12 protein-coding genes and 1 tRNA gene are annotated in these 12,159 nt (G+C 58.2%); 11 read left to right on the top strand and 2 right to left on the bottom strand.

Annotated elements, in window-relative coordinates; genetic code table 11:
• The first annotated feature begins 9 nt into the window (after positions 1 to 9).
• From BM400_RS09095 to BM400_RS09070, 6 genes are all read left to right on the top strand, one after another.
• On the top strand, positions 10 to 1,017 hold the full coding sequence (locus BM400_RS09095; RefSeq protein WP_089838644.1) for a hypothetical protein: 1,008 nt from the start codon (positions 10 to 12) through the stop codon (positions 1,015 to 1,017).
• A 275-nt stretch (positions 1,018 to 1,292) separates the two neighbouring features.
• On the top strand, positions 1,293 to 1,703 hold the full coding sequence (locus BM400_RS09090) for a hypothetical protein (protein WP_141223857.1): 411 nt from the start codon (positions 1,293 to 1,295) through the stop codon (positions 1,701 to 1,703).
• Positions 1,700 to 2,002 (top strand): hypothetical protein, encoded by a 303-nt coding sequence (locus BM400_RS09085; protein WP_089838640.1) that lies wholly within the window; start codon positions 1,700 to 1,702, stop codon positions 2,000 to 2,002. Before BM400_RS09090 ends, BM400_RS09085 begins: the two co-directional genes overlap by 4 nt.
• The gene (locus BM400_RS09080) at positions 1,984 to 3,027 is read left to right on the top strand and encodes a hypothetical protein (RefSeq protein WP_141223856.1); all 1,044 of its coding nucleotides are present in this window, start codon (positions 1,984 to 1,986) and stop codon (positions 3,025 to 3,027) included. The genes BM400_RS09085 and BM400_RS09080 overlap by 19 nt, the downstream gene beginning before the upstream one ends.
• Before the next feature lie 192 nt (positions 3,028 to 3,219).
• The gene (locus tag BM400_RS09075; protein WP_089838636.1) at positions 3,220 to 5,370 is read left to right on the top strand and encodes a hypothetical protein; all 2,151 of its coding nucleotides are present in this window, start codon (positions 3,220 to 3,222) and stop codon (positions 5,368 to 5,370) included.
• Positions 5,371 to 5,513: 143 nt separating this feature from the next.
• On the top strand, positions 5,514 to 7,223 hold the full coding sequence (locus BM400_RS09070; RefSeq protein ID WP_089838633.1) for a hypothetical protein: 1,710 nt from the start codon (positions 5,514 to 5,516) through the stop codon (positions 7,221 to 7,223).
• A 121-nt stretch (positions 7,224 to 7,344) separates the two neighbouring features.
• Here the strand turns inward: BM400_RS09070 and BM400_RS09065 are convergent, their stop codons facing one another.
• Positions 7,345 to 7,986: a hypothetical protein gene (locus tag BM400_RS09065; protein WP_089838631.1), complete on the bottom strand. Its 642-nt coding sequence runs from the start codon at positions 7,984 to 7,986 to the stop codon at positions 7,345 to 7,347.
• A gap of 179 nt (positions 7,987 to 8,165) precedes the next feature.
• Here BM400_RS09065 and BM400_RS22965 point away from each other — a divergent pair, with 179 nt between their 5' ends.
• A complete protein-coding gene (locus tag BM400_RS22965) occupies positions 8,166 to 8,402 on the top strand; it encodes a helix-turn-helix transcriptional regulator (RefSeq protein ID WP_089838629.1) in 237 nt (78 codons plus the stop codon).
• A complete protein-coding gene (locus tag BM400_RS09055) occupies positions 8,399 to 9,598 on the top strand; it encodes a tyrosine-type recombinase/integrase (RefSeq protein WP_089838627.1) in 1,200 nt (399 codons plus the stop codon). Before BM400_RS22965 ends, BM400_RS09055 begins: the two co-directional genes overlap by 4 nt.
• 66 nt (positions 9,599 to 9,664) lie before the next feature.
• On the opposite strand, the gene BM400_RS09050 is transcribed toward BM400_RS09055, so the two are convergent.
• Positions 9,665 to 9,739 (bottom strand) — tRNA-Val (locus tag BM400_RS09050).
• A gap of 357 nt (positions 9,740 to 10,096) precedes the next feature.
• Between BM400_RS09050 and BM400_RS09045 the strand changes: the two genes are divergently transcribed.
• From BM400_RS09045 to BM400_RS22020, 3 genes are all read left to right on the top strand, one after another.
• Positions 10,097 to 10,720 carry an RNA polymerase sigma factor gene (locus BM400_RS09045; protein ID WP_245781775.1) on the top strand — a complete coding sequence of 208 codons (624 nt, stop codon included), beginning with the start codon at positions 10,097 to 10,099 and terminating at the stop codon, positions 10,718 to 10,720.
• Between the two features lie 58 nt (positions 10,721 to 10,778).
• Complete coding sequence (locus BM400_RS09040; RefSeq protein ID WP_089838623.1) at positions 10,779 to 11,276, top strand: hypothetical protein; 498 nt, start codon at positions 10,779 to 10,781, stop codon at positions 11,274 to 11,276.
• A gap of 407 nt (positions 11,277 to 11,683) precedes the next feature.
• Entirely contained in the window at positions 11,684 to 12,115 is a 432-nt protein-coding gene (locus BM400_RS22020; RefSeq protein ID WP_175528935.1) for a DUF3106 domain-containing protein, read from the top strand.
• Positions 12,116 to 12,159: the final 44 nt, after the last annotated feature.

Raw genomic sequence — 12,159 nt, 5'->3', positions numbered from 1 at the left:
TGGGACGGAATGACGGACGAAATCAAGAAAAAGAAGAAATACGACAAAGACCTCAAGCGGGCGCGAGAAAGGTTCCATGCGGAGAAGGTACAAGCCGCGCTGAAGGAAGCGATTCTTGGAGTATCTGGAACAACAGTGTTCGATGTGCAGCGCATCGTTGGACAGCTCTTCGAGCGCCTTCAGGACCATCGCTATCCGAAAGGTGTTGCATACGCCAGGCTGTTCCAAGCTGAGGCTGTTGCCTGGGCATCGCGGCAAGCTCAACTCGTCGTAAAACTGCGTCAGATACTGAGTGGACGTGAACGCGATGTTCTTGACACCATGCTGTTCCTTCGGCTGCCGGAGTTCGCAGGCTGCGTGAATGATGCCGACGCACTCCAGGTGTGGACGCAGGTTATTGCCCGCCGAGAAACTGAGGGCATCGAAGCATTGGCAACTTGGATCAAGGTTCATGCCGCAGCAGTCAGGTCCGGTATCCGGCGCGTACTGGTGGACTGTCGTGACCTGGAAGGCTGCATTGACGATGTGGAAGACCAGTTGTTCTCAGAGATGTGGATGTATGTAGCGGACCATGCGGCAAAGTTTGCAGATACGGAAGGCCTTAGAGCCGAACTCCATTGGAGGGCGTACTGGCGGGCACGCGCCTGGAAGACGGAACGAATCCGGCTTCTAAAGAAGGGCGACGCCCCAAAACCCGCATCAACTGACGGAATCGAAGAAACCGAATCTGAGCTTGCATATTTGCGAGAGCAGGGAAAATGCTCACCACGTCCCATCGTCCTTGGTCCCGGCGATGAGCACGCAAACGACGCGTACAAAGAGGGGCTTGGGGATGAAGGCAAGGTGAGAATGTGGTCAGGGGCCATCGACCTTGAGCAATATCACAATCCGATTGTCATCCGCGACCTGCCCTGGACCTACGCTGATCTTGAACGCGAGTTACGCCGTGCCGGTCCCTTTCGTGCGGACGAGGTTTACGACGCGGAGACCTGTGAACAAACGCTCTTGGCAGCCTAGAAAAATCGTCGCCGCTCTATGTATGTGTGAGGCATCAATCGGGGCACAGAGCGGGAATCACCCGCCGCCCTGATTACGGCCTTCTTATCGGTATCCGACGACCAACGACAGAGCTTCAAAAGGCCGAACGTACACGGTACGTTTCCGTCGTCGTGCCGGGGCAGTTCCATATCATCCACGCTCGCAATGCCACGAATCGACCACATCAGACGGTCGCAGCATCGCGCCCGTTGTGTTCCCTGGGCTGTAGCAGCAAAAATCCAATCAGGAGAGAAGTGGAAGCATTACAACCCAATGACCCGGCGCGTCCTGCGTCCATGTCAAAACGTGACCTGCTTGAGCGTTATGAAAACGCGTGCATGGCAGTCATTTGCGAGTACGTCCGCATAAGAAGCCTCTCGCCGATCATCGCGAGTCAAATCGACCCCGAACCAACCAACCAACCCCAGAAGCTCACCTTCGACCTCGTAGGCTACGCCGTGGACATTGAGAAGGCGACCGAGAAAGCTCTTGAGGGTAGACCGGACCTGCAACGAAATTGGTTTCAACTGGCGTTTGGCGAACCGGTTGTCGCTGCTCCGAAGAAAGAGCTTTTTCTTCGCTGCGGTCGCTTATACATCGCCCGAAATTTAGCACCCTCCCGCTACTGGCTGCGTGATCGCTATGCCCACCGGAGGAAACCATGAGCCTTTACCGCACGCGGAATCAGGGTGTCTGCGCCATCATGCGTTACGTGTATGGACCAGCCGTTCACATCGCGACGTTCATCGAGCAGCCGAAGGGAGCGACCTTCCTCATTGACGATGTGGAAGGAAGATGTGCTGAGATTGCGAGAGCTTACCACCGCGACGACAACGGCCCAGGCTTTCCAATCGAAGACCCGAAGACCCTTCTGGACGAGTTCATTGCGACTCGGCACACGCTTACGGCTGCAATCCAGGACGGGAAACATTGGAGAACTGACTTATGTCCACGACACGCGTAATGCCCGGCCTCATCAATCTTGAGGGTCGCACCGTAGGAACGCTGAAGGTTGGCGACATGGTTGCCCGACATCCACGGCCTCGCTACGAGGTGACGTGTGCGTGCGGCAGTTCGACGACGGAAAGCCACGACCGCCTTATGTCCGGCGCGGCCAAGTGCATGTCGTCCACCCACAACAAACTGACAGAGCAACGTCAACGCCTCAACGAATCCGAGAGCATCGCCGCCCAGCGTCGAGCTGATCTTGAGGCTGCCCAACTTCAGGCGTCAGCCGCACGCATGGATGCTGAAACCGATGGTTGGGAGCGTCCCACAAAGTACGCCCCTACACCATCACCCCGCCCGATGACCGCCCGTGAAGTCATCGCGGCCCGCGAGCGTCGTGAAGCTGAGGAAGCTGCCCAGAGAGAGGCCGAACGTCCACGACGCGAAGCAGAACGCAAAGCCGCTCAAGAGCAGGCCGAGCGAGAAGCAGAGCTACACGAACGTGGCGAGAAACAGAAGGCGTACTGGGCTGACTGGATTCAAGCGGATGCAGACCCTAAGCTCGTGGTCAGCTACGCCATGCGTGCGGCCTCCATGCCGACGAAGGACGCCGAGGCGTTCACGGCAAAGGCAGCCGCGCAGTTCGCGAGTGAGCCTGAATACGCGGCCTATCGAACCTTAGAAAATGCCGATGTCATTCTGGGGTATCTCCGCAGGAACGGCGTGCTCATTGCCGACGTTGAAACGATCCGTGCGGCATTCGTACGCCTTCGTGACCTTGGGTTGTTGAAGCAAAAAACAGCCCTTCAGCCGCCAGCAGAGCGGCCCGAGCCTGTGAACCTCGCCGTCCCACCAGAACGGGCAAACGCCACTACGCCATCAGGCCCGAAGGTCTATCGAGGCCGCGATCAACTCACCGGCGAGATGCGCGACTTCTCAAATTGGGAGGTTGACCGCATGTCTTCCGAAGATTACCGACGGACCTTCTCAATTGCTCCGACGGTCGCTGAGTTATTCACCGCGATGTCCGATACACGATAACCCAATTCGGCGCGGTCTTCCTTCTTCTTCCGCGCCGCTTTGCGGTCCCGCCATGCCGACTGCTCCGGCCTTCTCCTCTACCGGCGGGACCGCATCAAAATTCGATTCTGCCCTTCGTCTGCCGACGAAAGGGGACCGCTGGGCAGAGGCCCGCGAAGCCATCCAAGGCGGTCCCCACTCCTTCAGGAAACTATGACATTCGATACACCCGACGACCAGCAGCCGGTCTCCAGCGTCCCCGACACAGGCGACGATAATACGCAGCCTCAGCAGACTACCCAAGACCAGTCTGTCGCAACTGTTGCGGTGCAGCAGCCTACCCAGCCTCAGCCCGCAAACGAACAGGACAATGCAGCGGTGGTCAGCAATGCCGCCGCTGTGCCTGCGGCCCAAGCGCATCCTGCAATACAAAAGGCGAGCGTTCTTCGCTCTGTTGCCGAAACCCTAGCTGGCGGTCCTCGCTTTACAACGAGCATCGACGCTACAACCGGCGCAACCACGCGCACGAAAGTCCCCCTTTCCAGCCGCGACATCGGCCTCGCGATTGCGATGGAGGCTGTCACGGGTGCTCTCGGCGGTCTCGCCGTCACCGGCCCCGGAGCTACGGGTCGTGCCGCCGCCGCTGGTTATCAGCAGGTATCGCAGGCGCAACAGCAAGCGCAGCAGAAGCAGGAACAACAGGCCCAGCAAGATTTTCAAAACCAGTCCCAGCAGCTCGCCAGACGCGCGTCCATCTACGAAGCCAATTCTCGCGGGATTTTGAATACCAGCGAGGCCGAGGCAAGGGGTGCGGACGCGCTCGATAAGCTCACCGACATTAACAGGGCTTCGGGCGTTCTGGACGTTAGCCCAGACCTCCTAGACAACGGTGGTACGCCGATGACCCAAGCGGAGTTGCTTGATTCATTGAAGACCGGGAAGCTATCGCCGACCGATCAGCTTGGTCCCGTTGCCGGTCGCGTTGAGATCACGAACCCCGACGGCTCGAAACGGTGGGAGGCAACTCATCTCATCATCAAGGACCCCGGCGCTCCGGTCGCACTCACTCAGGACGATTGGAACCGCTACGCAGACGGCGGCGTCCCTGGCTTTCCAAAGGGAACCAAAGTCGGTGGAGGTCTCACGATCCCGCTGCGGATGAAGGTGAACGCGAATGAGCAGCTTGCCTCGCACTATTTGGCAGCTCAGCGTCTTCACGATCTAAGTAACGTGCTCGATGGTACCCAGTACGCATCGAAGGTTCCTCAGTCCATCGACTTCTCGAAGCCCGGTGTGAATACCGCGATGCAGCGCTTTCAGACGTACGTCTCGCATGACGCGGCCAATCTCCAAGACCCCTTCGCTGCACTTCAGGCGATGGGCCAAGCGAAGCGTGATCCGAAGACCGGTCAGATACAGCCGAACCCTGACGCCAAATACGTTGACGCCGTTGCGTCCGTGTTCGGTGGGTGGTCAGTTCTAGAGGCGGCACACGATCAGCTCGCGGCCAACCAGAAGAGTGCCGAGCAGTTCAGCATCATCGACTCCGAGGCGAAGGCCCAGGCCGTCTTAGCCGCGCCCCAGAAATTCTCAAAGGATCAGCTCAGCGCGGCATCCAACTTCGTCCGTATCTCGCAAAGTGAAAGCATAACCAAAGCGACTGCGGAAGCCCGCGCCCATGCCATTGCGACCGGCGCTGACCGAGAGGCAATGATGAAGACCGGCGTCAACCCGATCAGCGGGGAGAAGCTGACGTTACAGAACGCACCTGACTCCATGCTGGTAGACCCGCGTGGGAACGTCGTTCCGCAGAATCAGCAAGCGCTCTACAAACCTACTGCCCAGGAGCGACAGACCGCAGACACGGCCCGTCAGGTGCTCGCGATCAGCTCTGATCTTCAGGCACAGATTGCGAGAAATCCCGGACTCATCGGCCCTCTGTCAGGGAACTCTGCGAAGGCATTCGCACCGTTCGGCATCGGCACCGAGGCGGCCCAGAAGATGCTCGACAATGTGAGCCTTTTACAGTCGGCAGTGACCAAAATGCACACAGGCCGATTCTCAAGCGAGATTCTCAAGAAGTCCGGCAGCCTGATCTTCCCTGGCATGAATAATGACCAATTCGCGGGCGCGATGGATAGCCTGAAGGATGTTGCAGGCCGTTACGCCAATGAAGATCAGCTTACGACCGTGGCGAGCTTCAGACAGCAACAGCAGAACGCGTCGAGTCTCCAGTCTCAGCCTCAGCAAGGAAGCGGGCAACCTGATCGTGTTGTGCCTGTAGGCGCAACGCCTGGACGTGATCCGAAGACCGGCGTTATCCTCGGCTACCGCACGGCAGATGGGAAAGTGGTGAAGTTCTAATGCTCGACACAAATCAACCTGACATGGACCAGCAAGCCGGACAAGGAATGGTCTTCGACTCGTCTCCTGTATCGTCTCCAACCCCGGTATCGTCTGCACCAGCCAAGCCTTCGCCATCACCTAGCGCGGCACCCGACGGCGGCATGGTCTTTGACTCTGCTCCCGTCTCTCAGCCCGAGCAGCATGGTCTTATAAACCGCGCCTATGAAACGTCCGGCCTCAAGGGCATCGTAGACCTCGGAACGCAGTCCGCGAAGTACGCCGTGCAGCGCCCCGTCGACTTGTACCACCAGATGATCGAGACCGCGAAGGCCGGTGACTGGAAGGCAGCTACCAGTCTGGCGACCGACATCATCACCGGTCAGGCCTTCACCGCTGACCATCCTATAGTCCAAGCTGCGAAGGCGATCATCATGCAACCCGTTCACGAGGTCGCTGCCGCATACAAAGCGGATCGTGCAGCCGGGGGTAGCGTGAAAGGACTTGCAAAATCCTACAACGACCTCAAGGACCGCGTGCAGGCCGACGCTGCCAAGGGCAGCGCATCCGGTGTCGTTGGCGATCTTGCCGGGACGCTTGACTCCCATGCTGCCGGGGTCATTCCCCTCATGGGTCCCGCTATTCGTCAGATTGGATCGAACCTGGATGAAGACCTGCACGCGCAGAACTACCGGGCCGTCGCCGGTGACATCCTGGGGCCGCTCCTGACGTTCGGGGTAGGTAAGGCTATCAGTTCGCTTGGCGAAGCCGCTGAGGGCGCTGTAGACACCGCCAAGCCGTCCTCCGCAAAGATCGCGGGAGAGGATGTGCCGGTCGCGTCCAACAATCCGCAACTGCCCACCCAGTCCGTATCATCCCGCTTGGCGTCATCCGTCGCGACTGAGCAGGGCGCGAAGGGTTTCGTGAATGATGTCGTAGCGCCAGCGGCCCGAAAGGCCGCGCAATCGAACTTCGTGCAGTCTGCCTTGGATGCCGTGAAGGAACTTCGGAAAGTCCGTGGGGAGAACCCGCCCCCGGCGACCGCAGGAATACCCTCTTCGCTGACCTCTGTCGATGACATCGCGAGTCTGCTCAAGAAAGAGGCATCCCACACCTATAGCATCCTGGACGACGCAGCCGAGCCAGAGGTATCCGCCTGGGACAAGAAGTACGGGGATGCGGAAAAACAGCCCACCCTTTACGGAGCGGATGATAAGCCGCTCCCGACTCCAGATGTCCCACCACGGCCTAAGCTCTTCACCGAGTTGCAGGACCAGATCACCGACGCGAAGAGCACCCTCAAGAGCCGCGTATCGAGCCAGACGGATAAGGCTACTGCAAAGGCGAACCTGCCGGAGTACCAGCGCGAGATGGATGCCTTCCTCAATAAGCACGCCGATGTCGTGAAGCCTGGAGAACTGGATGCAGCGAACCGCACCTACTCCCAGGGAATTCGTTATCAGTGGCTCGCGAATCGGATACGCCCGATGTTGCAGGGTGCCGGAGACGGCAGTAGCTTCGGCGCGGAAACGGCTTCTATCAACCGTACGGCTCTGAATAAGCTCCCCGCGTACTTCGACAACAAGTTTGGTGCCGGAGCGTTCGCGAAGCTGCTCGGATCTGATGGCCTGAAAAATTACAACGACGTGTTGGGCGCTCTTGCCACCCCAGAGACCGGTAGCGGGCTGGCCGAATGGGTGGGCAAGTTGCCTTTCCATACAGGCGAACTTGCGAAGGCTCCGGTATCTGCCATCGCGGATAAGCTGCTGTTCAATCCGAAGGCAGGGCATACGGCGCTGACGTTGTGGAAACAAGCGGGGAAGAATGTTCAGGCTGCTCCGCTGTCTCCGGCGCTCGAAGAGCCGGAGGAGTAGGGCTTATGCAGATTGTTGTAATTCGCTTTCCCGTATCGAGTACGCTCTGTACCTGCGAAACGACCAAGTGAAGTCATGCCCCGTCTTAGGCTCACCGCCTGGACGGGGGCCTTTTCTCTTTCTACTCAGGAGATACAGACGGTGCGAATGCAAAGACCGTGAACGCCTTGTAGAAACACAGGTTGTAAATCCAGCCTCCTAGAATCTGAGCCATGGCGTACTGAAACACATCAGGCGAATCAGTTGGCTTTACGTTGTACTGAACCTGCCCAAACATCGAGAGGAATCCAGACCAACCCGCCGCCTGAGCTTCCGTCGTGTCGCCCTGGAATGACAGGTTGGGGAGAATGACTTCCCAGTTAGGAATGCGTTCGTTCGTATCGCGGAAGTGCAGAGCCGTGACGCAAGCATTCATTACGGCCTCGATGCGGTCCGTCTGCATGGTGAATGCACCGACAGTCTGACCGTGCAGCGTGACGGGACGTATATCCGCGAAAGTCATATTCAGCAGCTTGGGCGAACGATCAAACGAGCGCAGTGCTTTATCGGCAAAGTGCTGCTGACCTACATCGTTCGTGCCGAACATGGTGGTGATGACGTTTCGCGCATACTCGACATCTTTGGAGTTCGCATTGTTATGCGCCTCACATGAAGGCACAGTGATAAGGTTCAGCCGCTGCCCTTCAGGGAAGAACGAATATGGAGGCGTGTGTTCCTTGGTGGTTGCGGGCTGGTCGCAGGCGTAGCACGTTGCGTTGTTCATATGGGACGACCTCAAGCATTGGAACTAAGATCAATAGCTCAGTTTACTACTTCCGTCGGGGGCAGTCTGCTCCTGACCTCGTTGCTCTCCAGCGATGATGCAAGCCAAGAAGGATGGACTGCACACCGTAAAGCAATCGAGCGGCAAGCCTGTAAGGCCCAGGCGCAATAGGTTGAAACGTGGACAATCCCACAATCGAAGCACCCCTGACAGCCGAGGAATTATCAGGCATCCTTCCCCTCCACCCAGAGACCATCCGAAAATGGGCACGCGAAGGCAAAATCCCCTGTGTACGCCTCAGCGCCCGCCGCGTTGTCTTCCTGCCGTCCAAGATTAGGACTTGGCTGGAATCGCGCAATGGATACACTGATAACGCAGGTCGTACTGCCCCAACCGAACAGGAGAAGGCAGCATGACAAACGCTCTCACATCACTTCCAACCCTCAAGCTCTCCAGAGAGCGATACCAACGCGGCTATTTGACAACCGAATCTAGAAGCAGCGGGCCGGATGTCTGGACGTACCGGTGGCGCGAGCCATCCGGTAATGGGCAGAGCGTCAGGCGTAAGCGCATCATCGGCACCGTGCAGGAGTACAAGACGGAGACGGCGGCGCGTAAGGCTGTTGACGCGCTTCGTTTGGACATCAACGCCGAAGCCGTCAGCACAATTCCAATGACCATCCGCGAAGTTGTTGGGCATTACGTAGAGAAGGAGCTTTGCGACGGACGCGGCAAAACGCCCAGGACACGGGAAACGTACCGTCAGCATCTTGACGACTACATTTTGCCGAGATGGGGAGCCGAGCGCATTGGAGACGTGAAGGCGTTCCGTGTAGAGGCTTGGCTTGAGGGTCTGGACAAAGCAGATGGCACCAAGTCCAAAACGAAGGCTGTCTTCAGTGTCGTCTATCAACACGCATTGCGATACGGGTGGGCTACACGCAATCCGATCCGAGAGGTGAGGCAAAGCGCGAAGCGTCGCGAGACCCCGGATATCCTGACGCCGGAGGAAGTGGGCAGATTGCTCAGCCTGCTCCCTGACTACGCCCGAACAATGGTCGTCGTGGCAGCCGTCACCGGTTTGCGGCGCGGCGAGCTTGTCGGTCTAAGGTGGGAGGATGTTGACTTTGAGAACGGCAAGATTCAAATTCGCCGCTCCTTGGTCGATCAAATAGCAGGGGAGCCGAAGACGGAAACGTCTAAGCGACCCATTCCGCTGGAGCCTGCTCTCGTCCATGCGTTACAGTCCTGGCGTGAGAAAACCCCGTACATCAAACCTGGAGATTGGGTTTTCGCATCGCCGTACGACCTGGGCGCGAAACCCTACTGGCCATCCACGGTGCTGCAAAAAGTGATTCAGCCCGCCGCGCGCGAAGCTGGAATACTAAAGCGTATCGGATGGCATACGTTCAGGAGAACAACCGCAACGTGGTTGCTGGCCAACGGGGAAACCGTCAAGACGGCTCAGGAACTCATGCGTCACGCATCTCCGGCGATGACCTTGGGTGTCTATGCCCAGGCAATCGACAACGACAAACGGGTAGCGCAAGGCCGCATCAGTTCGCTGTTGGGACTGCATTCCGCAAAGGCAGAATTGGCCATTTCAGCTTAGTGGCCCCTTCTGGACCTTCGCTTGGCCCCGAATCGGCTGTTTCTCACCGCTAAGTTGTTGATTTGATGGTGGGCACAGCAGGATTCGAACCTACGACTTCCACCGTGTGAAGGTGGCACTCTACCGCTGAGTTATGCGCCCTATGCTGGACTGGGTCGTCGTCGCAGGAAATCTTTTCGGAGATCCGCCCGACTGTTGTGATCATACCACTTCAAAAGAAGCCGTCCAAAAATCGTGCGTGCAAAACTCTCGATTCCCCTTCCGCGGCATCCTAAGTAGTATCGATCAAGCACGATGCCATCCGCCTCTCACATTCCGCAGTCCGAGAAACCCGACCCGACGATACCGGCCCCCGGTGGCGACGCGTCGCTGAGCGCAGATTCATTCCCGGATTCCAGGAACGGTGGCGAAAATCAAGGGGAAAAGTTATCTCCCGCGCAACCTGACGGCGAAGACCGGGTTACGACAGATATGGGCACGCTTGCGATCCATCCCGGAATGCTTGAAGACGCTCCCGAAGTCGCTGCGCATCACGCGCCGACTGACTTCGCCGCCATGGAAGACTCTGCCATCATGCTCGAGCTCAGTGCGGGCAATATGCAGGCCTTCGACTACCTGCTGCGCAAGTACCGGAAGCCAATCGTGAGCTTCATGTACCGGATGACGCACAATCAGGCGGTTGCCGAGGAGTTGGCGCAGGAGGTCTTCCTGCGGGTCTACCGTTCGCGTGAGACGTACCGCGCGGAGGCTCGTTTCAGCACGTGGCTTTACCGGATTGCGACGAACCTTGGGGTGAACCACGCCCGGGATACGCGCCACGAGCGCTCCGCCTCGACGGTTTACCTCGACGAGCCCGATCCGGAGACCGGTTCGACGCCGGATGTGGCTGATTCCACGCCCACAGTCGAAGCGGACCTGCTGAAGAGCGAGCGGATGCATGCGATTCGCGATTTTGTCATGGGGCTTCCCGAACGCCAAAAGATGGCGGTCCTGATGCATAAGTATGAAGGCATGGACTACCGCCAGATCGGCGACGTGCTGAAGTTGTCGGAGTCTGCCACCAAATCACTTCTCTTCCGCGCGTACCAGACGCTGCGGGAAAAGCTGAAGGGCTTTGTTTAATGAGTTTTGACGAGATACGGACGCGCATTGCGAGCGTCGAACGAGAAAGGAAGCGAAGATGAACTGCAAAACGTTCCAGAACGAACTCCCCGAGCTTCTGCTGAACCCGGCTGCCCCGTCGAACGCGGCCGCGATGGCCCATATGATCACATGCCCTCCCTGCGAAGAGGAGTACACCTCCCTGGCATCCACGATCTCCGCCATGGATTCCTGGACGGCGCCCGAGGTAAGTCCCTATTTTGACCAGAAGATGGCGGTTCTGCTCCGCGAGGAGCAGGCAGAGCCCAAGCTTGGCTTCTTTGCCCGTCTGCGGGACCACCTTCTCTTCAACACCGGTCGTCAGTTTCGTCCCGCGGTGGCGGGTGCGCTGGCTCTGGTGCTAATCCTTGGTGGCGGCAGCTACTCCAGCATGATGAAGATGAACCAGGTGTCCACGCCGCAGGTTTCGGCGACGGTGGAAGATCTTCAGATTCTGGACAAAAATGCCACGACGATCCAGCAGATGGACCAGTTCCTGCAGGATGACGACTCGAGCGATGACAAGGCACCGAGCTAGCCGATAGTTTTTTGCCGTTTCCCCATGCTTTTGTCCTACATATGGGAGGTATACCGTTTACACTGGGCCGGGCGAAAACATATCAGACAGTTTTGAAACCAACTACGTCCCAGTCGCATCTGCCTCTATCCCTGCACCCTATGCAAACCTCTCTCCCAACTCGTCGTTCGTGGCATCGCGAAGCCGGCAGGGGAGTCTCTGCGTTGGCGGTGAAGGGTGCCGCTGTTTGCTTCTTGTTTGGAATAAGTGGTTTAGCGCAGCACGCCCCGATCTTCCGCGCGCCGAAGCAGAATGCTCCGGCACCCCGTCCATCGAATAACTACCAAACCCCTTCGAATCAGGCGCCGCGAAATCAGAATCTGAATAATGGTACGGGCGCGCGCAACAATCCTCACCTGAACGAATGGATGAACCGCCACCGCGATCTTCCTCTGGAGCAGCAGCAGAGGGCGCTCGAATCCGAACCCGGGTTCCGTGAACTCCCTGCACAGACTCAGCAGAGGATGCGCGACCAACTGAGCCAGTTGAACAGCATGAAGCCGGATGAGCGGAGCCGCTTCCTCGAACGCAACGAAGCCATGGAGCGCTTGAGCGTCCCGCAACGCCAGCAGGTTCGCTCGGTCGCGGTCCAGCTCGCGAGTCTTCCTGAGGATCGCCGCAAGGCGGTGCGGAAGGCGTACCGGGATCTGCACACGATGCCGGATGCTCAGAGGCAGCAGTATATGAATTCCGCCGCGTACCGGAGTCAGTTCAACGACCAGGAGCGGGGAACGATCAACAGCCTGATTGCAGTCGAGCCCTTGTTATCGCGGTTCCAAAGCGATCCGCAGCAGCCCTAGAGGGTTAGCGATGCAAAGCTCTTGGCCGGGCCGCTGCTTCGGTT

The sequence above is a fragment of the Granulicella pectinivorans genome, from assembly GCF_900114625.1.
Lineage (GTDB): Bacteria > Acidobacteriota > Terriglobia > Terriglobales > Acidobacteriaceae > Edaphobacter > Edaphobacter pectinivorans.
This window is presented reverse-complemented; position numbering and strand designations above follow the sequence as displayed.